This is a genomic window from Paraburkholderia dilworthii, assembly GCF_000472525.1.
Classification (GTDB): domain Bacteria; phylum Pseudomonadota; class Gammaproteobacteria; order Burkholderiales; family Burkholderiaceae; genus Paraburkholderia; species Paraburkholderia dilworthii.
The window spans coordinates 90,194-112,459 of record NZ_AWZT01000018.1; the positions used below are offsets into that span (position 1 = coordinate 90,194).

23 protein-coding genes are annotated in these 22,266 nt (G+C 59.9%); 19 read left to right on the forward strand and 4 right to left on the reverse strand.

Annotated elements, in window-relative coordinates; genetic code table 11:
* Window positions 1–492: 492 nt before the first annotated feature.
* The 18 genes from F759_RS0117480 to F759_RS0117550 all read left to right on the forward strand — a co-directional run bounded on the left by F759_RS0117480 (window position 493) and on the right by F759_RS0117550 (window position 18,138).
* Window positions 493–2,865 carry a bifunctional salicylyl-CoA 5-hydroxylase/oxidoreductase gene (locus tag F759_RS0117480; protein ID WP_027801018.1) on the forward strand — a complete coding sequence of 791 codons (2,373 nt, stop codon included), beginning with the start codon at window positions 493–495 and terminating at the stop codon, window positions 2,863–2,865.
* Complete coding sequence (locus F759_RS0117485; RefSeq protein WP_027801019.1) at window positions 2,862–3,635, forward strand: SDR family NAD(P)-dependent oxidoreductase; 774 nt, start codon at window positions 2,862–2,864, stop codon at window positions 3,633–3,635. Before F759_RS0117480 ends, F759_RS0117485 begins: the two co-directional genes overlap by 4 nt.
* Window positions 3,632–4,204 (forward strand): MarR family winged helix-turn-helix transcriptional regulator, encoded by a 573-nt coding sequence (locus F759_RS0117490; protein WP_027801020.1) that lies wholly within the window; start codon window positions 3,632–3,634, stop codon window positions 4,202–4,204. Before F759_RS0117485 ends, F759_RS0117490 begins: the two co-directional genes overlap by 4 nt.
* A gap of 22 nt (window positions 4,205–4,226) precedes the next feature.
* Complete coding sequence (locus tag F759_RS0117495) at window positions 4,227–5,078, forward strand: enoyl-CoA hydratase family protein (protein WP_027801021.1); 852 nt, start codon at window positions 4,227–4,229, stop codon at window positions 5,076–5,078.
* Between the two features lies 1 nt (window position 5,079).
* Window positions 5,080–6,288, forward strand: a complete 1,209-nt coding sequence (locus F759_RS0117500; protein ID WP_027801022.1) for an acyl-CoA dehydrogenase family protein — start codon at window positions 5,080–5,082, stop codon at window positions 6,286–6,288.
* Window positions 6,285–6,728: an acyl-CoA thioesterase gene (locus tag F759_RS0117505; RefSeq protein ID WP_027801023.1), complete on the forward strand. Its 444-nt coding sequence runs from the start codon at window positions 6,285–6,287 to the stop codon at window positions 6,726–6,728. Before F759_RS0117500 ends, F759_RS0117505 begins: the two co-directional genes overlap by 4 nt.
* A complete protein-coding gene (locus F759_RS0117510) occupies window positions 6,725–7,120 on the forward strand; it encodes a RidA family protein (RefSeq protein ID WP_027801024.1) in 396 nt (131 codons plus the stop codon). The genes F759_RS0117505 and F759_RS0117510 overlap by 4 nt, the downstream gene beginning before the upstream one ends.
* Before the next feature lie 61 nt (window positions 7,121–7,181).
* Entirely contained in the window at window positions 7,182–8,822 is a 1,641-nt protein-coding gene (locus tag F759_RS0117515) for an AMP-binding protein (RefSeq protein ID WP_027801025.1), read from the forward strand.
* 42 nt (window positions 8,823–8,864) lie between these two features.
* Window positions 8,865–10,088, forward strand: coding sequence for a dienelactone hydrolase family protein (locus tag F759_RS0117520; RefSeq protein ID WP_027801026.1), 1,224 nt, complete (start codon window positions 8,865–8,867; stop codon window positions 10,086–10,088).
* Window positions 10,089–10,171: 83 nt separating this feature from the next.
* On the forward strand, window positions 10,172–10,843 hold the full coding sequence (locus F759_RS0117525) for a glutathione S-transferase family protein (protein WP_027801027.1): 672 nt from the start codon (window positions 10,172–10,174) through the stop codon (window positions 10,841–10,843).
* Window positions 10,844–11,067: 224 nt separating this feature from the next.
* Complete coding sequence (locus F759_RS0117530; protein WP_027801028.1) at window positions 11,068–12,582, forward strand: DHA2 family efflux MFS transporter permease subunit; 1,515 nt, start codon at window positions 11,068–11,070, stop codon at window positions 12,580–12,582.
* Window positions 12,583–12,720: 138 nt separating this feature from the next.
* A complete protein-coding gene (locus F759_RS0117535; protein WP_027801029.1) occupies window positions 12,721–13,554 on the forward strand; it encodes an AraC family transcriptional regulator in 834 nt (277 codons plus the stop codon).
* A gap of 634 nt (window positions 13,555–14,188) precedes the next feature.
* On the forward strand, window positions 14,189–15,343 hold the full coding sequence (locus F759_RS0117540) for a hypothetical protein (RefSeq protein WP_027801030.1): 1,155 nt from the start codon (window positions 14,189–14,191) through the stop codon (window positions 15,341–15,343).
* 605 nt (window positions 15,344–15,948) lie between these two features.
* A complete protein-coding gene (locus F759_RS44840) occupies window positions 15,949–16,077 on the forward strand; it encodes a hypothetical protein (RefSeq protein ID WP_274533482.1) in 129 nt (42 codons plus the stop codon).
* Between the two features lie 15 nt (window positions 16,078–16,092).
* A complete protein-coding gene (locus tag F759_RS43660) occupies window positions 16,093–16,593 on the forward strand; it encodes a PAAR domain-containing protein (protein WP_209440495.1) in 501 nt (166 codons plus the stop codon).
* Between the two features lie 223 nt (window positions 16,594–16,816).
* The gene (locus F759_RS45165; RefSeq protein ID WP_407668540.1) at window positions 16,817–17,092 is read left to right on the forward strand and encodes a lipoprotein N-acyltransferase Lnb domain-containing protein; all 276 of its coding nucleotides are present in this window, start codon (window positions 16,817–16,819) and stop codon (window positions 17,090–17,092) included.
* Window positions 17,073–17,348 carry a hypothetical protein gene (locus F759_RS40930; protein WP_084534281.1) on the forward strand — a complete coding sequence of 92 codons (276 nt, stop codon included), beginning with the start codon at window positions 17,073–17,075 and terminating at the stop codon, window positions 17,346–17,348. The genes F759_RS45165 and F759_RS40930 overlap by 20 nt, the downstream gene beginning before the upstream one ends.
* 262 nt (window positions 17,349–17,610) lie before the next feature.
* A complete protein-coding gene (locus tag F759_RS0117550) occupies window positions 17,611–18,138 on the forward strand; it encodes a GNAT family N-acetyltransferase (RefSeq protein WP_027801031.1) in 528 nt (175 codons plus the stop codon).
* Here the strand turns inward: F759_RS0117550 and F759_RS0117555 are convergent.
* From F759_RS0117555 to pdxR, 3 genes are all read right to left on the reverse strand, one after another.
* Window positions 18,045–18,644: a flavin reductase family protein gene (locus F759_RS0117555; RefSeq protein WP_027801032.1), complete on the reverse strand. Its 600-nt coding sequence runs from the start codon at window positions 18,642–18,644 to the stop codon at window positions 18,045–18,047. The two genes, F759_RS0117550 and F759_RS0117555, sit on opposite strands and share 94 nt — an antisense overlap.
* Before the next feature lie 68 nt (window positions 18,645–18,712).
* A complete protein-coding gene (locus tag F759_RS0117560; RefSeq protein ID WP_027801033.1) occupies window positions 18,713–19,102 on the reverse strand; it encodes a hypothetical protein in 390 nt (129 codons plus the stop codon).
* A gap of 201 nt (window positions 19,103–19,303) precedes the next feature.
* Window positions 19,304–20,815, reverse strand: coding sequence for a MocR-like pyridoxine biosynthesis transcription factor PdxR (gene pdxR / locus F759_RS0117565; protein WP_027801034.1), 1,512 nt, complete (start codon window positions 20,813–20,815; stop codon window positions 19,304–19,306).
* A gap of 116 nt (window positions 20,816–20,931) precedes the next feature.
* On the opposite strand from pdxR, the gene F759_RS0117570 reads away from it, so the two are divergent.
* Window positions 20,932–21,669, forward strand: coding sequence for a GNAT family N-acetyltransferase (locus tag F759_RS0117570; RefSeq protein ID WP_027801035.1), 738 nt, complete (start codon window positions 20,932–20,934; stop codon window positions 21,667–21,669).
* 42 nt (window positions 21,670–21,711) lie between these two features.
* Here F759_RS0117570 and F759_RS0117575 read toward each other — a convergent pair whose 3' ends face one another.
* Window positions 21,712–22,251, reverse strand: a complete 540-nt coding sequence (locus F759_RS0117575; RefSeq protein ID WP_027801036.1) for a GNAT family N-acetyltransferase — start codon at window positions 22,249–22,251, stop codon at window positions 21,712–21,714.
* Window positions 22,252–22,266: the final 15 nt, after the last annotated feature.

Genomic DNA, 22,266 nt, shown 5'->3' on the forward strand with positions numbered 1-22,266 from the left:
AGTCCGTCACCACCGAAAGCGCATTGCCCGGCTTCGCGGCGCTAGTGCCAAGTGTCGGCATCGAGTCGTTCGGCCAGTACTGCGGTGCGACGGTATGGAAATCTTTTGGTTCTACGCATGGAATGAATTGCACGTAAGTCGAACCCAGTTCATCGCGTAAGAAACGGTACACGTCCAGCGGGCGTTTTGATCAGAAACGATTGTTCGCCGCCTTAACTCTGGCGAGACCCAAGACCTGGCATAAAGGCAAGCATTTTGCTTTCTGGGTTATTTATGCTGGAAGTCTTTATTAGCAGCTAGCGGCCCTTTTGGGGTGATTAACCGGGCGTGCTGCTAGTCGTCGTCTCGTGTGCGTTGCAACAAGCACGTCACCCACCTTTCCGACGGGTGCGATGCGACGCTGCACAACCGCTCCGCATTGCCAATTTACTTGACACCTAAATTATCTAGGCCTAAATTAACTCACCAGCAAAGCTCACAGTGGGGACAAGCATGCGCATCGTCTGTATCGGCGGCGGCCCGGCCGGGCTGTACTTCGGCCTGTTGATGAAAAGCCGCAACCCGGCGCACGAGGTCACCGTCGTGGAGCGCAATCGCCCCTATGACACATTCGGCTGGGGCGTGGTGTTCTCGGATCAAACGCTCGGCAACCTGCGCGCCGCCGACGCCCCGAGCGCCGACGCAATACTCGGCGCGTTCAATCATTGGGACGACATCGAGATCCATTTCCGCGGCTGCCAGGTGCGTTCGTCCGGTCACGGCTTTTGCGGCATTGGTCGCAAGCGTCTGCTGAATATCCTGCAAGCGCGTTGCGAGGAACTGGGCGTGAAGCTCGTCTTCGAAACGCAGGTCACCGACGACACCGAATACGAGGCTGATCTCATCGTCGCGTGCGACGGGGCCAACAGCGCGATTCGCCAAAAATACGCGTCGACTTATAAACCGAACGTGGACATGCGCGATTGCCGTTTCGTCTGGCTCGGCACGCGAAAGCTATTCGACGCCTTCACGTTCGCGTTCGAAGAAACGGAATTCGGCTGGTTTCAGGCACACGCCTATCGCTTCGACGATCAGACCTCCACGTTCATTGTCGAAACGCCGGAGCGCGTGTGGCGCGCCGCGGGACTCGACGAAATGAGCAAGGAAGAGAGCATCGCATTCTGCGAGAAACTCTTCGCCAAGTATCTGGACGGCAACGCGTTGCTGTCCAACGCCGCGCATCTGCGCGGCTCGTCGCAGTGGATTCGTTTCCCGCGCGTCGTCAACGAAGAATGGGTGCATTGGCGCAGCAACGCTGACAGCTCGCAAACGCCGGTCGTGCTGATGGGCGACGCCGCGCATACCGCGCATTTTTCCATCGGTTCGGGCACCAAGCTCGCGCTCGAAGATTCGATCGAACTCGCCAACAGCATCGGCTCGCACCCTGGCGAGTTGCACACTGCGTTGAAGCATTACACCGACGTGCGCAGCGTCGACGTACTGCGCATTCAGAACGCCGCGCGCAATTCGACGGAATGGTTCGAGCACGTGGACCGCTATACATCGTTCGAGCCGGAACAGTTTGCTTACTCGCTGCTCACGCGCTCGCAGCGAATTTCGCACGAGAATCTGCGCGAGCGCGACGCGCGCTATGTATCCAGCTTCGAAGACTGGCTCGCACGACGCTCAGGCGCGGAGCGCACGCCCCAAAAGCATTCGATCCCGCCGATGTTCACGCCGTTCACATTGCGCGGCGTTACGCTGAAGAACCGCGTTGTCGTCTCGCCGATGGCGCAGTACTCGGCCGTCGACGGAATTGCGGGCGACTATCACCTGATGCATCTCGGCGCGCGCGCGATGGGCGGCGCCGCGCTCGTCATGACCGAGATGACATGCGTGTCGCCGCAAGCGCGCATCACACCCGCCTGCCCCGGCATGTATGCGCCCGAGCACGTCACCGCGTGGAAGCGCATTGTCGACCTTGTGCATCGCCGGTCCGACGCGAAGATCGGCATCCAGCTCGGACACTCCGGCGCAAAAGGGTCGACGCGCGTTGCATGGGAAGGCATCGATCAGCCGCTTGCCGAAGGCAACTGGCCGCTCGTCTCTGCATCTCCGCAGCAGTACTTGCCGGGCATCAGCCAGCATTCGCGCGAAGCCACGCGCGACGATCTCCGCGAAATAGAAGCGCAATTCGTGCGTGCCACGCAGATGTCGGTCGAAGCCGGATTCGACTGGCTCGAATTGCACTGCGCGCACGGCTATTTTCTATCGAGCTTCCTATCGCCGCTGACGAACCGTCGCACGGACGAATACGGCGGCTCGCTCGAGAACCGCTTGCGTTATCCGTTGCAGGTCTTCAAAGCAATCCGCGCAGTGTGGCCGCAAGACAAGCCGATTTCGGTGCGCATTTCCGCGAACGATTGGGTCGAAGGGGGCACCACGCCCGACGATGCCGTGCGGATCGCGCGCGCATTCAAGGCGGCCGGCGCTGACATGATCGACGTGTCGTCGGGTCAGGTCAGCAAGGACGAAAAGCCCGTGTATGGCCGCATGTTCCAGACGCCGTTCGCCGATCGCGTGCGCAATGAAGCGGGAATCGCGACCATCGCTGTGGGCGCGATCTCGGAGGCGGATCACGTGAACAGCATCATCGCTGCGGGCCGGGCAGATTTGTGCGCCATTGCGCGTCCGCATCTCGCGAATCCTTCATGGACCTTGAACGAGGCCGCAAAAATAGGCTATTTCGACGTGACGTGGCCGAATCAGTACGCCGCAGCGAAGTCGCAACTCGAACGCAATCTCGAACGAGAACGCGCGCAGGTCGCGGCGAATGCCGGACTTTCGGCGCAAGAGCGCGCACAGCGCGCGGAAGGAACCACGTGAACCCGATTCAATCCTCCCTCGCGGGACAACATGCCGTGGTCACCGGCGGCGGCAGCGGCATTGGCGCGGCCATCGCGGAAACGCTGCTGCGCGCCGGAGCGCGCGTTACGTTGATGGGCCGCAATGCAGAGCGGCTCAATGCGCAGCGCGAAAAAAGCCGCGCAATCGGCAACGTCGCGTGTATCCCCGTCGATGTCACGCAAGAAGAGTCCGTTGCCAACGCATTTGAAAAAGCGGGCGCCGTCGACATACTCGTTAGCAATGCGGGCCAGGCGCAAGCCGCGCCGTTCATGCATACCGACATGAGCCTGTGGCAGCGCATGCTCGACGTGAATCTCACCGGCGTTTTCCTCTGCACGCGCGCCGTATTGCCGGGCATGCTCGAACGCGGACACGGGCGCATCGTCAACGTAGCGAGCACAGCGGGCCAGATCGGCTATGCGTATGTCGCAGCATATTGCGCAGCCAAGCACGGCGTGATCGGTCTCACGCGCTCGCTGGCGCTCGAGGTCGCGACTAAAGGCATTACGGTCAACGCGGTGTGCCCTGGTTACACCGAGACCGAACTGCTGCACGCGTCGCTCCAGCAAATCACCAGCAAGACGTCGCGCACCGAAAATGAGGCGCGCGAAAGCCTGCTTCGCTCGAATCCGCAACATCGCTTTGTGAGTCCGGAACAGGTTGCCAATGCCGTGCTGTGGCTGTGTCAACCGGGTTCGGATGCAATCACGGGGCAATCCGTTTCCATCTCCGGTGGAGAAGTAATGTGACCAGATCAGCCAACGTCAAGAAGATCGCAGCAAGCGAAGCGAAGACAGCAGAAACCAGGTTGCAACGCAAAGGCGTTGCGAAACCTGCGGAGAACGTCGTGGATCTGGAAATGAGCACCGGCGCGGACAGTCATATGGGCCTGCGCCTGTGGTTGCGCATGCTGACCACGACGAACCTCGTGCAAGCGGAATTGCGCAAGCGTCTGCGTAACGAATTCGACACTACGTTGCCGCGTTTCGACCTGATGGCGCAACTGGAGCGTCATCCCGAAGGACTCAAGATGACCGAATTGTCGCGCCGCCTGATGGTAACAGGCGGCAACGTGACCGGCATTACGGATCAGCTTGAAAAGGAAGGCTTGGTCTCGCGAGATACCGATCCTAACGATCGCCGCTCGATCAGCGTGTGCCTCACGCCCGCAGGCCGCAAAGCGTTCGACAGGATGGCGGTTGCGCACGAGCAATGGGTCGTCGAGCTATTCGGCGGGCTCAGTCTGGAGGAAAAGTCGCGGACTCATCAGCGGCTCGGCAAATTGAAAAAACATCTGCTGGACAGTTTGAAAGACTGAGACAGAGCGACTGGAGACAAACATGCCACATTCAAATGCCGACGCGTTGTTGGCCGGTAATCGGCTGACGCTCGCGGGTTACGAAGCGAAGCACTTCGGCTGGTCGGTCGCGGACAAGGTCGCGACCATCACGTTGAACCGACCCGAGCGCAAGAATCCGCTGACCTTCGAATCGTATGCGGAGTTGCGCGATCTATTCCGCCAGCTCTCGTATGCGATTGACGTCAAGGCCGTCGTAATTCACGGCGCGGGCGAAAACTTCTGCTCGGGCGGCGACGTGCACGACATCATTGCACCGCTGATCGATTTGCCGATGCCTGAACTGCTGCTCTTCACACGCATGACGGGCGACCTCGTCAAAGCCATGCGCCATTGTCCGCAGCCGGTGATTGCGGCCGTCGACGGCGTGTGCGCCGGCGCTGGCGCAATTCTCGCGATGGCCTCCGACATGCGTCTCGGCACGGCACGCAGCAAGCTCGCGTTTCTGTTTTCGCGCGTCGGCCTTGCGGGTTGCGATATGGGTGCCTGCTCGATCCTGCCGCGCATCATCGGCCAGGGGCGCGCCGCCGAATTGCTCTTTACAGGACGCTCCGCTAGCGGCGACGAAGTTTACGCATGGGGCTTCTATAACCGGCTCTGCGAGCCGGCTGTGCTAATTGAAGACGCGCAAAAGCTCGCCGCCGATCTCGTAGCCGGTCCCACGTTCGCGCACGGCATCACGAAGAAGATGCTGCATCAGGAATGGAGCATGAGCATCGACGAAGCGATCGAATCAGAAGCACAGGCCCAAGCCCTCTGCATGAGCACTCGCGATTTCGAGCGTGCTTATAAGGCGTTCGCTGCGAAATCGCGCCCGGTATTCGAGGGAGACTGAGTTGAACGCAGAAAAGAACATCGATCTGCACAGTGCGCTCGCGTGGCCTTTTTTCGAGCCGCGTCATCGCGAACTGGCTGCGGGTATCGAAGCATGGTGTCGCGATAATTTATCGCACGTCGCACATGGCGATGTGGATTCCACCTGTCGCCAACTGGTGCGCGAACTCGGTGCAGCCGGCTGGCTGAAATATGGCGTGGGCGGCGTGACCTACGGCGGCCACGGCGACACGATCGATACGCGCGCCGTCTGTCTGCTGCGCGAAACCCTAGCCAAATATTCGGGCCTCGCAGACTTTGCGCTCGCGATGCAGGGGCTCGGCTCGGGCGCGATTTCGCTCGGCGGCACGCATGAACAGAAAACGCGCTACTTGCCGCGCGTTGCGAACGGCACCGCAATTGCGGCGTTCGCGCTGTCAGAACCGGAAGCCGGATCAGACGTCGCCGCAATGTCGCTTGCTGCACGCGAAGACGGGGACGCCTATGTGCTCGACGGCGACAAGACGTGGATATCGAATGGCGGCATCGCCGATTTCTATGTGGTCTTTGCACGCACCGGCGAAGCGCCTGGCGCACGCGGCATCAGCGCGTTCATTGTGGATGCGGATACACCGGGACTCGAAATCGCCGAACGCATCGACGTGATCGCGCCGCATCCACTTGCGCGCCTGCACTTCGCAGGCGCGCGCGTGCCGCGCAGTCAGATGCTCGGCGCGCCCGGCGAAGGCTTCAGGCTCGCCATGCGCACGCTCGACATTTTCCGCACTTCCGTGGCGGCTGCGTCGCTCGGTTTCGCGCGGCATGCGATGGCCGAGGGACTCGCGCGCGCGGCATCGCGCAAGATGTTCGGTCAGACACTCGGCGATTTTCAACTGACGCAGGCGAAGCTCGCACAAATGGCGTTGACCATCGACAGTAGTGCGCTGCTCGTCTATCGCGCGGCATGGCTGCGCGACCAGGGAGAAAACGTCACACGCGAGGCAGCAATGGCGAAGTGGCACGCGAGCGAAGGTGCGCAGCAGGTAATCGACGCCGCCGTGCAGCTTTACGGCGGCATGGGCGTGCAAAGCGGCACCGCAGTCGAAATGCTGTATCGCGAGATTCGTGCGCTGCGCATTTACGAAGGCGCGACGGAAGTGCAGCAATTGATAGTGGGCCGCGATCTGTTGAAAGCGCACGCGGCCGCAAGCGCTGGAGAAAATGCGAAATGACCGCGCACTTCGAAAGGCCAGTACGTATCCGCTTTTCGCACTGCGATCCGGCGGGCATCGTGTTCTTTCCGCAATATCTGGTGATGACCAACGCGCTCGTCGAAGACTGGTTCAACGAGGGCCTGCACATCGACTACGCGCAGATGATCGGGCAGCGCCGTATCGGCCTGCCAATCGTCAAACTCGATTGCGAGTTTTCGCGGCCGAGCCAGATGGGCGAAACGATCATGCTGACGCTAACGGTATCCGCAATCGGCCGGCGCTCGATCACCATCGACATTCTCGGTCACTGCAACGGCGAAGCGCGTTTTCGCGCAAAGCAGGTGCTCGTGACGATGTCGCTGGAAAGCGGCCGTTCCATCGACATTCCCACCGACATCGCCAACGCACTGGCGACATTCGCTCCACAGCCTGAATTCAGCGAGGCGCAACGCTCATGAAAAAAGCTCTTCTTCCCGCGGGCTGGATCAAGCCGCGCGGTTATGCAAACGGCGTCGCGGCAATCGGCACGCAAGTATTCATCGCGGGGCAGATCGGCTGGGATGAAGGGGCGCGCTTTCAGACCACGGACTTCGCCGGCCAGGCTATTCAGGCGCTCAGGAATGTACTGGCCGTGCTGCACGAAGCGGGCGGCACGCCCGAGCATCTCGTGCGCATGACGTGGTACGTCACCGATAAGCGCGAGTATCTCGCGTCGTTGAAAGAAATAGGCCGTGCGTTTCGCGAGTTGATCGGCGACTATGACATCGCAATGAGCGCGGTGCAGGTCGTCGCGCTGATCGAAGACGAAGCCAAGGTCGAGATCGAAGCAACCGCCGTCATTCCGCACTAAGGACACGCAAGCCCTCGTCAACAGAAGCGCATACAGCCGGCTCAACGCCCGGGAGACCACGATGGAACCGTCAGCACACGTCGATACTTTCGCGCGCGACAATCTTCCGCCGCAGGATCAATGGCCTGTTTTTCTGCTGGACAATCCCGATGTCGCGTATCCGCCGCGTTTCAACTGCGCGACGGAACTGCTGGATAGAACAATTGAAGCGGGCCACGGCGAGAAACCGGCCGTCTGGTCGCTGGTGGACGGCGCACCGCGTGCCACGACTTATAACGAACTGCTTGCGATGGTGAACCGCAGCGCGCATGTGCTCGTCGATGAAATGCGTTTGCAGCCGGGCAACCGCATTCTGTTGCGCGGGCCTAATACGTTGCAAATGGCGGTCGCGGCACTCGCTGCATTAAAAGTTGGTCTCGTCGCCGTTCCGACCATGCCGCTGCTGCGCGCGAAGGAGTTGAAGCAGATCATCGTAAAAGCACAGGTACGCGCGGCCCTGTGCGATGCGCGTCTCACCGAAGAACTCGCGCGTTGCAGCGATCCACATGACGAGTTTTACTGCGCGGAGTTGAAGCAAACGCTGCTGTTTCACGACGACGCAACAGGTTCACTGGAAACGCTCGCGATCAACAAGCCCGCCGACTTTACCGCGTGCGATACCGCCGCCGACGACGTCTGTCTGATCGCGTTCACGAGCGGCACGACGGGCGCGCCGAAAGGCTGCATGCATTTTCATCGCGACGTGCTGGCTATGTGCGATCTGTTCCCGCGCCATGTGCTGAAGCCTTCGGCGAGCGATATTTTCTGCGGCACGCCGCCGCTCGCTTTCACGTTCGGGCTAGGCGGGCTGTTGTGTTTTCCGCTGCGCGTGGGTGCGTCGACGGTGTTGATCGAGAAGCTCACTCCCGAGACTTTATTGCAGACGGTCGAGCGCTTTCACGCGACCGTCATGTTCACGGCGCCGACTTTCTACCGGCAGATGGCACCGCTCGTCGCCCATCACGATGTGTCGAGCTTGCAGAAGACCGTGTCCGCTGGCGAGGCGCTGCCTGATTCGACGAGACGTCTATGGCACGACGCAACCGGCATCGACATGATCGACGGAATTGGCGGCACCGAGTTGATCCACATTTTTATTTCGTCGCAGGGCAGCGAGATACGTCCGCATGCAATTGGCCGCGCGGTGCCGGGCTATGTCGTGCAAGCCGTGGACGACGCAATGCAACCCGTTGCGCCCGGCACCATTGGCAAGCTCGCCGTGCGCGGGCCTACAGGTTGCCGTTATCTCGCCGATGAACGTCAGATGAAGTTCGTGCGCGACGGCTGGAATCTGCCGGGCGATTCCGTTTATATCGACGAAGACGGCTACGTGTTCTACCAGGCGCGCGCCGACGACATGATCGTTTCAGCCGGCTACAACATCTCCGGCCCCGAAGTGGAAAGCGTGTTGCTCCAACACGAGGCGGTGGCGGAATGCGGCGTGGTCGGCGTGGCCGACGACACGCGCGGGCAAATCGTGAAGGCGTTCGTCGTACTGAATTCGGGCTACGCACCGGATGACAATCTCGTCGCGCAATTGCAGGATTTCGTGAAGAATACGGTGGCGCCGTACAAGTATCCGCGCGTCGTCGCTTTTGTCGATTCACTGCCGCGCACCGAAACAGGCAAGCTCAAGCGCTTCGAATTGCGTACGATGGCGTAGCCTCTTCCTCGCTGTTCCTTGCACATTTCAGGAGACACACGCATGGCCGGCTCTTTCACCGAAGTCGTCGCCCAGGACGGCGGCCGCTTCAAAGCCTACGTTGCGCGTCCGGCGCAAGGCTCGGGCCCCGGGCTCGTTGTGTTGCAGGAAATCTTCGGCATCAACGACACGATGAAGGCAACGGCCGACCGTTTCGCCGAAGAAGGCTACGTGGTGCTGGTGCCCGACCTGTTCTGGCGAATCAAGCCGGGCATCGAACTCGGCTATGGCGAGGCCGACATGAAGCAGGCGCTCGACTACCTCGCCCAGTTCGACACCGATCTCGCCGTCGACGATATCGCGGCCACCATCGCCGCATTGCGCACAATGCCGGAGCACGCCGGCAAGGTGGGTGCGGTGGGCTACTGCCTCGGCGGCAAGCTGGCCTTCCTGAGCGCGGCGCGTACCGACGTGGATTGCGCGGTGAGCTACTACGGCGTGGGCCTCGATGCGTATCTGGACGAAGTACCGGCCGTGCGCTGCCCGATGGTGTTTCACTTCCCCGAGAAGGATGCGCTGTGTCCGCCGGAAGCACGCGAGAGGATCAGCGCCGCATTGCGCACACGTCCGCACATCGAGCAGTATGTGTACCCTGGTTGCGATCATGCGTTCGCGGCGCCCGAGCGTCCGCAATCCGACAAGCCCGCCACGATGATGGCGTATTCGCGCACGCTTGCGCTGCTGCGCAAAGTGCTCGGCCCGGTCTACGATCTGAACGCGCTGTGGGAAGCGCATTGCTATCATGAGTTTGCCACGCGCGACGTCGAAGCCGTGATGCCGACAATGGTCGCGCAGCCTTACGTCAATCACGTGCCGACGATGACAGGCGGTGTCGACCGTGACAACCTCAAGCGTTTTTATACGCATCACTTCGTCAACTCGAATCCGCCTGATACGAAGCTGATTCCGATTTCGCGGACCATCGGTGCAGACCGTATCGTCGACGAATTCATTTTTAGCTGCACGCATAGCTGCGAGATCGACTGGCTGTTGCCGGGCGTTGCGCCGACGGGACAATACTTCGAGGTGCCGATGCTGGCGGTGGTGTGCTTTCGCGGCGACAAGCTTTATAACGAGCATATCTATTGGGACCAGGCTAGCGTGCTGGTGCAAGTGGGGCTGCTTGATCCAAAGGGACTGCCGGTGGCCGGCATTGAAAGCGCGCGCAAGTTGCTGGACGAGACATTGCCGTCGAACGAACTGATGGGAAGCAAGTCGCGCGTGTGACCGCGTTTGTGATGCGGCTAGAGGCCCGCCTCTCAACAATATCCCTATGATGTAACGTTCCATTGGCCACAATCTATCGACCCATGCTGACCGTCCATCATTTGAATAACTCGCGCTCGCAACGTGTGTTGTGGCTGCTCGAAGAACTCGGTGTGCCGTATGAGATCGAGCGTTACGAGCGCGATCCGCAGACGCTGCTCGCGCCGCCCGAGTTGCGTGCCGTTCATCCGCTCGGCAAGTCCCCTGTCATTACCGACGATGGGCTGACCGTTGCGGAGTCAGGCGCCATCATCGAGTATCTGGTGGAGAAGTATGGGCACGGGCGTTTCGCGCCGAAGCACGGCACGCCTGAGCGGTTGCGCTACACCTATTGGCTGCATTACGCGGAAGGCTCGGCGATGCCGCCGTTGCTGCTGAAGCTCATTGCGCGGCGCATCGCGAGTGCGCCGATGCCTTTCTTTGCGAAGCCGATTGCTCGCAAGATTGCGGCTACGCTGCAATCGAGTTTTATCGATCCACAATTGAAGCTGCATCTTGGGTACATCGAGAAGCAATTGGAGACGACCGGCTGGTTTGCCGGCGATGAGTTCACCGCAGCGGATGTGCAGATGAGTTTTCCGCTCGAAGCGGCCACTGCGCGAGGTGGGATCGACCTGCCTGCGGTGAGCGCTTTTTTGCAGCGGATTCATGCGCGGCCGGGTTATCAGCGGGCACTGGAACGCGGCGGGGAGTACGGGATTCTGGGCGGCGCGTGATTCGTGCTCCGCCCAGGAATTCGTAGTTGTGACGCAAAACTCGCGGGTGCTAGACTGAAAAACCTCTTGCCCTCGACGAGTTGCCGAAAGGGTTGTCAACATCGGGTTGTCAACATCGCGCCGGGCGGCGGGCCCGTCCGGCATCGCGTTGATACAGCCCACCATGCTCGAAGCCGCCGGCAATCCCAATCGACCCCAATCGACCGCGGCACAGGAGCTTGCGCATGACCCATTCCATCCACGCCAACAAACGCTGGCTCGCGCTGATGGTGCTGTGCCTCGGTGTGCTCATGATCGTACTCGATACGACAATCGTGAACGTCGCCTTGCCGTCGATCGCTGCAGATCTCGGCTTCACGGAAACGTCGCTCGTATGGGTCGTCAACGCGTATATGCTGACCTTCGGCGGCTGTCTGCTGCTGGGCGGAAGACTCGGCGATCTGTACGGTCATCGCAAGCTGTTCCTCGGTGGCATCACCCTGTTCACCGTGGCATCGCTCGCGTGCGGGCTCGCTAACTCGCAGATGCTGCTTGTATGTGCGCGCGCCATCCAGGGTGTGGGCGGCGCTATCGTGTCCGCGGTGTCGCTGTCTCTGATCATGAATCTGTTCACCGAACCCGGTGAACGGGCGAAAGCGATGGGCGTCTATGGCTTCGTCTGCGCGGGCGGCGGCAGCATCGGCGTGCTGCTCGGCGGTCTGCTGACCAACCTGCTGAGCTGGCACTGGATCTTTCTCGTCAATCTGCCGATCGGCATTGCCGTGTATGCGCTGTGCGTCGCACTGTTGCCTTCCGCGCGCGGTCATGCGCACGGCGAACGGCTCGACGTTGCCGGCGCAGTGACAGTCACCGTTTCGCTGATGCTCGCCGTGTATGCCGTGGTCAACGGCAATGAGGCCGGCTGGACTTCGGCGCAAACGCTCGGCTTGTTGCTCGTCGCGCTTGCGTTGCTCGCCGCGTTCCTGATCATCGAGTCGCGCGTTCAGCATCCGTTGATGCCGCTGGGCCTTTTTCGCCTGCGTAACGTTGCAACGGCGAATGTCGTCGGCGTGCTATGGGCGGCTGCAATGTTCGCGTGGTTCTTTATCTCCGCACTGTATTTGCAGCGCGTGCTTGGCTATCGACCGCTGCAAGTCGGGCTCGCGTTTTTGCCCGCCAACCTCATCATGGCGTTCTTCTCGCTGGGACTGTCGGCGCGCGTTGTGATGCGCTTCGGTTTGCGTATTCCGCTCGCCGCGGGGCTGCTGGTTGCAGCGTGCGGTCTCGCGTTGTTCGCGCGTGCGCCGGTCGACGGGAGCTTCGTGCTCGATGTGCTGCCCGGCATGATGCTGCTCGGCTTCGGCGCGGGGATTGCGTTCAATCCGGTGCTGCTCGCCGCGATGAGCGACGTCGATCCCACCGATTCTGGGCTCGCGTCGGGCATCGTCAATACGTCGTTCATGATGGGCGGTGCGCTTGGGCTCGCAGTGCTCGCGAGTCTCGCCGCCGCGCGCAGCGGTGAATTGCTGGCCACGCAAAGCGCGCTTGCCGCGCTGAACAGCGGTTACCACGTAGCGTTTGCGGTCGGCGCGATTTTCGCGGCGGCGGCGGGCGTGATCGGAGGATTGCTGTTGCGTGCAGGACGGCCGGGCGGTGCGGATGCCGCTGCGCATGTCGATGGCGGCGATGGGCACGGTGTATCGGCGGGTGAGCGTCCTCGCTCTACGGGTAGCAGTGCGACTGCGGCGGAAAACGTTTGAGCGCGGGTTGAGCGCTTCAGTCGGTGCGTTGTTTTTTGTTGCATCGCTTGACTTGCGTCGATTGCAAAACCGCAAGCGCGATCAAATGTGCCGGTGCGCGGCTGGCTATGCTGGTTTCATGCTGACATGAGAGCCGCTATGAACCCGGTTGGAAAAGCGCTGTGGTTTATCGAAAGCCACTTTGCCGAGGAACTGACGCTCGACGACATCGCCAACTGTGGATGCGTATCTCGCTTCCATCTCGCGCGTGCTTTCGAAGCGGCGACCGGTGTGCCAGTCATGCGCTATGTGCGGGCGCGCCGCTTGAGCGAGGCCGCGCGGCGGCTCGCGGACGGTGCGCCCGACATACTGACGGTGGCTATCGACGCCGGTTACGGCTCTCACGAAGCATTCACGCGCGCCTTTCGCGAGCAATTCGGAGTCACGCCCGAAGCGCTGCGTGCGCGCGGCGATCTCGACAACCTCGTCATCGTGGAGCCGATCAGAATGGATGAAACTCTTCTCGCGAATCTGGAGCCGCCGCGCTTTGAGGACGGCAAGCCGTTTTTCGTCGCCGGTCTGAGCGAGCGCTATACGTGCGAAAGCTCCGCAGCAATTCCATCGCAGTGGCAGCGCTTTAACGAGTACTTCGGCAAAGTGCCGGGCCAGGTGGGCAATGTGGCGTATGGCGTCTGCTACAACGCCGACGACGCCGGCAACATGGACTACCTGTGCGGCGTTGAGGTCAGCGACTTTTCAGCGTTGCCAGATGAGTTCAGTCGCTTGCGCATTGCCGCGCAACGGTACGCGGTGTTCAGCCATCGCGAGCATGTGTCGACCGTACGGCGCACCTGGAACACGATCTGGAACAAGTGGCTGCCTGCGTCGGGACACGTTCCCGCCGATGCACCCAACTTCGAGCGCTACGACGAGAAGTTCGATCCGGTCAATGGGATGGGTGGGTTGGAGATATGGTTGCCTTTGAGGGGGTGATTGCGGTTGCCTCATGAGTGAGCGAGATATCGGTTTTGCAAGCATGGAGTTTCAACGCAACCTCTCTTCAAACGTTAGCTTTCAATCAAATTACTCACAAGTTTAACATCAGTTTAATATGACAATACGCGTAGCGTCGATATTCTCCATACTAAATAAATCAACATACAAAATCGACGGCATGGATATCCATGAAAATATGGATGGTCGGGAAATTTGAACCGTGTTTGCTAAGTGCGTACATATTGTAACAAGTACGACGTATAAATGACTTAGATAATCTGATATGATTGTTAAAAGTCGGTAACAATTTACCGCTTAGTCAATGCTTTGCCTTCATCGGCGTTCCCGCGCCATCGAAACGCAAGTCTGGCGAAACCTCCGGAAGACCCTGCTTTATTAATCCTGAAGTTCTCTTTGTTTCAAGCGGAGATTTCTTCGGGAATTCGCTCGCACCTTGCACGTTCGTGTATTCGAATCGCCGAATACGCGGCGCAGGGCGCATATAAGCGTTCGGGCTTTTTGCGCCCGTTATCTCGCTTAATTTCCCTTTAAACGCCTATGCGGTCGAGGTCGTCTGCTTGGTTTTTTTGCTTTTGGCTTTTCGATCGCCGGCATAGTTGGAAAGACTTGAATGACTAACAATACACCAGCTGCAAGACTCTTGGTTACTGACACTCAACTTTCGGTCCGTCGTAAATTCCTGACATCGTTATTGGCCGGCAGCGGGGCGCTAGTGCTCGCCGCATGCGGCGGCAGCAGCGATCCTGCCAAAATCGACGCGGTAGCAAACAGGGGCCAACGCGGCCGAGGTGCCTCCAGTCCGAGCGGCGCCAGTTCCCCGACCGGTGCGAGTGCGCCGGCTGCGGCGAGCACCCCGTCGAACAACGACGGTGTTCTTCTCGACACTTCTTTCGGCGTGAAGGGCGATGGCACCACTAACGATCGCGTCGCGCTTCAGCGCGCGATCGACGGCTCCATCGGCCAGATTTTGCTGATTACCGGAAAGAGCCGGATCGATGCGGCCGGCTTGGATCTGCGCACCAATAGTCACGTTCGGTTTGCGAGCGGCGCTTCGATCAAACTACTGCCTCATAATACCGACACTTATGAAATCCTGCGTTTGGCGGACGTGAACAATGTCACGCTCGAAAGCCCCTATCTCGACGGCAGCAAGGAATTGAATTCAGCGAAGTCGGGTGAATGGGGAATGGGGATTTCAATCAATGGCGCAACCAATTGCACCATTACGTCTCCGACCACGATTAATTGCTGGGGCGACGGCATTTACATCAATAATAGCGATAGACAGAGTAATGTCTACAGCACGAACATTACGGTGAATTCGCACCACGCGAACGGATGCCGCCGTCAGGGCGTATCGATTATCAGTGGCAGCGGAATTACATTCAATACCCCGCTTTGGGAAAATATCGGCGGAACCCAACCCGGGTGCGGTCTCGATATTGAGCCGAACGACAATACCGCCGTCTTTGAAAACATCCGCATCGTCAGTCCGACGACGAATAACTGTGCCGGTGGCGGGATTCTCGTTTATTTTGGCTTCCTCCCAGGTCCGGTCAACAAGACGGTCAGCATCAGCATTACCGGCCATACCGATACGGGAAGTCCCGGCGGCTCATTCAACGTCCAGGGACTTCATTTGAACGGCTACGTGGTGGGCGGATCAATTACCAGCGCCAATCCAGTCTGGAAGCGCGCGATGAGTCTGGAAGACTGGGACAAGGGCGGCCCTACCGTGACCGTCACCAGCGCGCGCATCGGGTGATGCAAGCGCTCTGCGCGGTGGCGCGATGCTGCAATGGATCGCGCTCCAGCCGTTTCGTCGTCTTCGAGAATATTCTCCAGTTGAGAATAACGATGAACAGTGTGAAAACCAGTCGATGCTCCAGTTCGCCGGAATCGTAGATGACACTTCCCTCCCTTCGGAGGGAAGTTTCTTTGAGTGAGCGCGGCATCGTCCGGCGATTTTCGTCGGCTGGCGAGCTTACTAGTCTAGGGATAAATAGTTTCGCCGCGATTCAGCATACCGGATCATTCAGTTCAGTAGCCTAGGCTTTGTTGCGAATCCTTACTACGATGCTCGCGGACGATTGCGCGGCTGTGTCCATCAGCAATTCGAGAAGCCTCTGGCGACACTCACGCTCGTCGCTCATGATGGCAGGATTCTACGTATCGAGAGCGCGAGTGTGATCAGTGTATCAAGTTGATTCAGACTCCCGTCGCAGAGGTCGGAGGCTGAAGGGATGCGTGTTCCGTCAAAGCTTCTTGCTCTTTGCGCCGAGTACCGGTTCAACATGTGACACATTTTGACGAAGTATCGAATGAAACGTGATATGCCTATACGCCTTTTTCAGTCGAAGGAGGCCTAGCATGGCCGTATTCAAAAGCTACCCCGTTGCAACTGAACGGACACTCACGGAACATACAAGCCGCGTTTCCAAAGTTTCAAGCGATATCGTGATCAGCGAACTGGCGTTAAAAGGTATCGCTCAATGCTGAAAAAGATAGCTCGCCTTGGAGATCTCACAACAACAGGCGGCAAAAATTATTCATACGCTCGGAACCTGTTTGGACAACGGGCGAAAATGGGCCGTGACTGGTAGCCTCGCTACCTGTGGCGAATGCAAAGGTTCATTTCTGATTTTCGGGTCTGCCCATGACACTACGGACGAAGGCAGAACCGCCGTGGTTGACGGAGACCTTGTCTTGTGCCCGTGTAGAACAAACCATGTTGTCGCGGGATCGGACGCCGGTTGTTTTACTGAAGTTGATGATGATTCCGATTCGGCCTCGTATAAGCAGGAAAGGTCAGAGCAGCCGGACAACGAGTTGGCTCATTACTATGACGATCGCTTTCAATTGTTGGATGCGCAAACTGGTGAACCGTTGGCAAATCTTGAGTACGCAATTGTCCGCGCGACGGGCGAAATCGAATACGGCGTAACCGATTTAAGCGGGCATACCCACTTGCTATCATCAACGGCAGATTCGGAATCCGTTAATATCTATATGTGAGGCGCGGCCGTGGACACCATACAATCACCTAGCGGTAACAAGCTAACGAAAATCGCCTCAAAGACGACCACGCCAACGTCGAACGCGGATTCGAAGCAGGTTCGCGTTCAGTTGGAAACTGTTGAGGTCATTATTAGCGACTCTAGAGCGGTTTCGATGGGATCGCAGTTCGGGTTGGGACCGAGACACAAAAGAACGCTACTTGGATCGGCAACAAGTATTTATGCACAGAGACTCGTGGGGTTATGTCTTAAGGGTTACTGCTACTGAGAAGCAAATCATGTTATCGGAAATCAAGAAACGAATGACCGATAATAGACTATACTCGGTTACCGATAATAGTTGCTCATCAAATCTTGCAGAAATACTGCTGGCCGCTGGCATCCAAGCTTATGACCCGAGATTTGAGATAATGGATGTTATTTCGCCTGCCGACCTCATGGTTGGGTTAAAACACTCAAGGCGACTTGTGAGAGAAAATGTCTATCCGAAAAAATAGTGGCGTGCTGTTTTTATTAACCTCACTCGTCGCCTGCTCCGACCATCCAAATGAAACCTGGGTAGCGGAAGTAAAAACCCCCGTTTATGACGGCGTTGAAGGAAAATTGGTGTTCTATTTGCAGCCAGCGGACCGCTGTGAACCGGGAATGGATATGGCCGGCAAAGCCGACATGTACACTAAAGTAAAATGCAACTCTGGTGACGGCTGGGTAATGGATGGCAGCTTCAAAAAAATCGCCCGAAGCACCAGATGAAGGTTTTTAATCAGTGAAGTCCGACGTCATACGGGAGGGGCATCACACGGTGCCTTTTGCTTTTTGACTCGGTGCCTTTTTACTCGCCAATTACCTAACGCCTGCCTCTGTGGCAAATCTTCACAATCCAGCCGCGAAGAACGCCAGACCCGTCCCTGCTATGCTTACTGTGCAAGCTAAAAGGAGCGTCAGCCAACCCGAAGCGCTACCCGCTCGCCAAGCCCAACGCCCGAAGAATTCAACGCATCCATTAAACCCACCCTTGACCACCCAAATCCGCCCCGCCGTCTCAGCTGACGCCCCACTCATCCTCCACTTCATCACCGAACTCGCGGTATACGAAAAAGCCGAACACGAAGTCGTCGCCAGCGTGCAAGACATCGAAGCAAGCCTTTTCTCCCCCGCATCCACCGCGACGGCGCTAATCTGCGAAATAAACGGCGAGCCCATCGGCTTTTGCGTCTACTTCTTCTCCTACTCGACGTGGCTCGGCAAAAAAGGCTTGTATCTGGAAGACCTTTACGTATCGCCGAAATCGCGCGGCAGCGGCGCGGGCAAACAGATGCTGCGCCACCTCGCGGGCATCGCATGCGAAACCGGCTGCGGCCGCTTCGAATGGAGCGTGCTCGACTGGAATGCGCCCGCCATCGGCTTCTATGAATCGATCGGCGCAATCGCGCAAAGCGAATGGGTTCGTTACCGGCTCGCTGGCGACGCGCTCAAGGCATTTGCAGCAGCCGAAACTTCGAACGCATCGCCCGTGGCGAAAAACGTCCCGCCAGCGACGTAATGGCAGGTGCGAAGATCGGGGTCGTCGCCGAAATGCCAACGGTTGTTCGAGTACACGCGACTGTCCGCGTACGCCGCCACCACTTCGCCGATGATCAGATCGTGCCGCTGACTGTCGTCGGGAATCACCTTGCATTCCATCCACGTGATGCAGCCGGCCAGCATCGGCACGTCGATTTTTTCGGCGGCGAAGGTTTCGAGCTCGAAGGCCGAGAACTTGTCGAGTTCCAGCCCCGCGTTGGTGCCCACGGCCAGTGTCTGCGCGGCGAACTTGCGGCTCGGCAATTGCAGTCCCAACACACCGCTTGCTTCGATCAATTGCCGCGTGAGCGTGCGGCTGTCCACCACCACAACCACCTTCGGCGGGTCGAAGTCGAGCGGCATGGCCCATGAAGCCGCCATCACGTTCGAGCGCCCGCCGTGCGCGCTGGTGATGATCGTGACGGGCCCATGATTGAGTAGCTGCGTCGCCCGCGGCAATGCCACGGGTTCCCGGGTAACTTTCATACTTGGTTCTTGCCCGAAGGTCCGGTCAGGTCCAGGCGGCAGCCAGGAAGCCGCCGCCCTTCCATGCGTCAATGCGGCGCTTTTCCGTTGGGAACCGCGTCCACCGGTTTATGTTGCTCTTCGCCGAGTCCCGGAAAAAACGCGTTCCAGGCAGCGCGGACGCCGTTAGCCGCAGTGGCCTCGGCATCGAGGGGCTCGTCCGCACGTTTGGCTTCAGCGGCGGCACCGTCGCCGGCCGCTTCGACCTCACCTTCCGCCTCGCCGTCGCCGGCCTGCGATGGATCAGCGGACAGCCCGCGCCAGTGCGTGAACGCATCCTCCGGCTTTTCGGTCCACTCGCCCTCGCCGAATTTCGCAAAGGCCGTGTCCCCGCTCGTCAATTGCACCTCGTACCAGCCGTCGCGCGCGGGCGAGTCAGCGGCCAGTTCAAACCACGGGGTCGGTTCGATTGCCTTCATGTCATCTCCAATCGGATAAATTCGTCATAGAAAACCACACCAAAGGGATGCTTCATGCCCGGATTGCACTGCCATCCGGCGACGCGCACCGAACGGCGCACGGAACATGATGCGGGCGATCCGCCGACGTTACGTGTTCGCAATCGCCGCGCATAAACGACACGATAGCGCGACATGGGCCGCGCGGACAAACGCTAAAACTTACGCGCGGCGCCGGCGCGGTTTTTCGATGCCGGCAGCCAGTTCAGCGAGCACGCGAACAGCCGGTACCAGCTCCTCTGCGGAGGTATTGCCATAGCCGATCACAAGGCCGTTCGTTGCCGCGTGCGGCTTGAGCGCGAAGCTGGACAGCGCGCGCGGACTGAGGCCTTTCGCAAACGCGCGTTCAGTCAGCACCTGATCGTCGATGCCCGGCGGCAAACGAAGCGTCAAATGCATACCGCAATCGCCGCCGAGTATTTCCGACGACGCGAAATGTTCGGTAAGCGCTTCGCGCAGCGCCTGCTGCCGCTCGCGATACAGCCGCCGCATGCGGCCAAGGTGTCGGCCGAACTCGCCGCTTTGCATGAAATGCGCGAGCGTAAGCTGCTCCAGCCGATGCCCGCCGCGCAGCATTTCATACAACGCCACCTCGGCGTGCGCAGCGATCGCGGGCGGCAGCACCACGAAGCCGATGCGCAGCGCCGGAAACATCGTCTTGCTGAATGAGCCGACGTAGAGCACAGGCGCGTCGTCCACGAGCCCCTGCATGCTCGCAATCGGTTCGCCGGAGTAGCGGAATTCGCCGTCGTAATCGTCTTCGATCAGCCACGCACCGCAGCGGCGCGCCTCGGCGATCAGCTCCAGCCGACGCGCCACCGACAACACCGCGCCCGTCGGATACTGGTGCGCGGGCGACGTATAAATCAGCTTCGGCGGATGCGCGCGCCATGCGCCGGACGGCACGGATATGCCTTCGGCGTCGACGGGCATCGGCACCGTTGCCAGATCGCCCTGATTGAAGGCCGCCTTCGCGCCGCGATAACCGGGATCCTCGATCCACGCGACGTCGCCGGGATTCGTGAAGAGGCGCACGCAGAGGTTGAGCGCCTCCTGCGCGCCCTCGGTGATCACCACCTGGGAGCCTTCGCAGCGCACGCCGCGGGCCATCCGCAAGTGCGCGGCAATGGCGTCGCGCAACGCCGGTTCGCCGGCCGGCGTGCCGTAGCCGAGCGCGAGCGGCAACGCCCGTTCCATCGACCGCTCCAGCGCGCGCCGCCACGCGGCCAAAGGGAAGCGGTCAAGCGCCGGTGTGCCGGGCGTGAGCGGCAAGGCGGCATCCGCATGTGTGCGTGTCGCCGTGAACTGGCCGACGCGGGCCGCGTAAGCCACTTGCGGCGCGGCGGATCGTGCGGGCGGCTCGCCACGCGCCCCGCGGCTCGACAGCGGGCTCACGCGCGTGCCCTTCTTGTCCGCCACCACATAACCGACCGCCGCCAGGTGCTCATACGCGATAACCACGGTGTTGCGCGACACGCCCATTTCGGCCGAGAGCAGTCGCGACGACGGCAGCAGCGATCCCGCCGGCAAGCGCCCGCCGAGAATGGCCTGCTGCAAGCGCTCGATCAACTGCTTCTGCAACGGCGCTGGCTTCTGCGCGCCGCCGACACCGACGCTAGCGCCAGCGCGGCCGTTAGCAGCTGTATGAGCAAGCGGGCCAATAATCTCGATCATGACGGCTGGACCTATGGGATGCGGTTGCGGTGGATCTTTTTAACATACCACGATTGCCGTATTGTTCTTCATGTCCTTCATGACCAACGATGACCCAAGACACCAGGAGTGCAGACATGGAACCCCGACGTAACACGTTCGAACAGCCGATCGGAGCGCCGCTGCCCGACTGGAGCGGCGCGAAGCCGCCCGCGCGCACGCCGCTAGCCGGCCGCTATTGCCGCATAGAACCGGTGAGCGTCGAAGCCCACGCGGCGGATCTGTTCGACGCGTACCACTCGGCAACCGATGCGCGTGACTGGACGTATCTCGCAACGGGTCCGTTCGAAACCGTCGACGCCTATCGCGAGCATCTAACCCGCATCGCTGCATCGGCCGACCCGCTGCACTACGCGGTGATCGACGCCGCGAGCGGGAAGGCGGTCGGCACACTGGCGCTGATGCGCATCGACCCCGCTAACGGTGTGATCGAAGTGGGGCACGTCACTTATTCGCCGCGTCTGAAGCGAACGCGCGTGGCGACCGAAGCCATGTTCCTGCTGATGCAATACGTGTTCGACGAGCTCGGCTACCGGCGCTTCGAATGGAAATGCGATTCGCTGAACGAGCCGTCGCGCGTTGCGGCGTTGCGCTATGGCTTTACGTTCGAGGGCATCTTTCGCCAGGCGATTGTTTATCGTCAGCGCAATCGCGATACCGCGTGGTTTTCCGTTATCGACAGCGAATGGCCGGCGCTGCGTTCGAGTTATAAACGTTGGCTCGATGACGCGAACTTCGACGTCGAAGGCCGGCAGGCGGAACGGTTAGCGGACCTGATCGCGCGACAAAGGGCAGCTTCTAACGAAGCTCAGTGATACGCATGGACCATGAGTTGAATAAGCCGGCCTCGCGCCGGCTTATGTCGTCGCACGAGGCGCGCGCCGCAGCATGATGGTCGGCTGTCCCTTGTACGTCGTGCGAAGCTGCTCCCGATAGCCGACCTTGCGGGCGAGCCGCAGCGAAGCTTCATTTTCCGGCGCAACGATGCACGCCGTTTCCGCGTCCGGCCATTTTTCGTCAGCCCAATCCAACGCGGCGCGCACGGCTTCGGTCGCGTAGCTGCGGTCATGCATTGCGGGGCTCAAAGCCCAGCCGGTTTCCGGCGTGCCCGCCAGGGAAGGCTCGATATCGCGCTGATAGTCGGCGAAACCGACTTCGCCGACGAAACGCCCGCTCTCCTTCTCGCGCACGACCCAATACCCGTAGCCGAGCATCGCCCAATGACCGGCGTAGCGCAGCAGACGCGCCCACGCTTCTTCAGCCGTAAAAGGCTTGCCGCCGATATAGCGGATCACCTCGGGATCGGACCACATCGCATGGCTATCGAGGAAGTCGTCGCGCGTGTGAGCACGGAGAATCAGGCGGGCGGTGGCGAGCATGGGCGGCTGTGCAGGCATTTGAAAGAGCCGAAG

What these genes read in the sequence shown, in the direction of transcription:
- F759_RS0117480 (WP_027801018.1), top strand. Translation starts at nt 493, where the DNA reads ATGCGCATCGTCTGTATCGGCGGCGGCCCGGCCGGGCTGTACTTCGGC.
- F759_RS0117495 (WP_027801021.1), top strand. Translation starts at nt 4,227, where the DNA reads ATGCCACATTCAAATGCCGACGCGTTGTTGGCCGGTAATCGGCTGACG.
- F759_RS0117505 (WP_027801023.1), top strand. Translation starts at nt 6,285, where the DNA reads ATGACCGCGCACTTCGAAAGGCCAGTACGTATCCGCTTTTCGCACTGC.
- F759_RS0117510 (WP_027801024.1), top strand. Translation starts at nt 6,725, where the DNA reads ATGAAAAAAGCTCTTCTTCCCGCGGGCTGGATCAAGCCGCGCGGTTAT.
- F759_RS0117515 (WP_027801025.1), top strand. Translation starts at nt 7,182, where the DNA reads ATGGAACCGTCAGCACACGTCGATACTTTCGCGCGCGACAATCTTCCG.
- F759_RS0117520 (WP_027801026.1), top strand. Translation starts at nt 8,865, where the DNA reads ATGGCCGGCTCTTTCACCGAAGTCGTCGCCCAGGACGGCGGCCGCTTC.
- F759_RS0117525 (WP_027801027.1), top strand. Translation starts at nt 10,172, where the DNA reads ATGCTGACCGTCCATCATTTGAATAACTCGCGCTCGCAACGTGTGTTG.
- F759_RS0117530 (WP_027801028.1), top strand. Translation starts at nt 11,068, where the DNA reads ATGACCCATTCCATCCACGCCAACAAACGCTGGCTCGCGCTGATGGTG.
- F759_RS0117535 (WP_027801029.1), top strand. Translation starts at nt 12,721, where the DNA reads ATGAACCCGGTTGGAAAAGCGCTGTGGTTTATCGAAAGCCACTTTGCC.
- F759_RS0117540 (WP_027801030.1), top strand. Translation starts at nt 14,189, where the DNA reads ATGACTAACAATACACCAGCTGCAAGACTCTTGGTTACTGACACTCAA.
- F759_RS44840 (WP_274533482.1), top strand. Translation starts at nt 15,949, where the DNA reads ATGGCCGTATTCAAAAGCTACCCCGTTGCAACTGAACGGACACTCACG.
- F759_RS45165 (WP_407668540.1), top strand. Translation starts at nt 16,817, where the DNA reads ATGCACAGAGACTCGTGGGGTTATGTCTTAAGGGTTACTGCTACTGAG.
- F759_RS40930 (WP_084534281.1), top strand. Translation starts at nt 17,073, where the DNA reads ATGTCTATCCGAAAAAATAGTGGCGTGCTGTTTTTATTAACCTCACTC.
- F759_RS0117555 (WP_027801032.1), bottom strand. Translation starts at nt 18,644, where the DNA reads ATGAAAGTTACCCGGGAACCCGTGGCATTGCCGCGGGCGACGCAGCTA.
- F759_RS0117560 (WP_027801033.1), bottom strand. Translation starts at nt 19,102, where the DNA reads ATGAAGGCAATCGAACCGACCCCGTGGTTTGAACTGGCCGCTGACTCG.
- pdxR (WP_027801034.1), bottom strand. Translation starts at nt 20,815, where the DNA reads ATGATCGAGATTATTGGCCCGCTTGCTCATACAGCTGCTAACGGCCGC.
- F759_RS0117570 (WP_027801035.1), top strand. Translation starts at nt 20,932, where the DNA reads ATGGAACCCCGACGTAACACGTTCGAACAGCCGATCGGAGCGCCGCTG.
- F759_RS0117575 (WP_027801036.1), bottom strand. Translation starts at nt 22,251, where the DNA reads ATGCCTGCACAGCCGCCCATGCTCGCCACCGCCCGCCTGATTCTCCGT.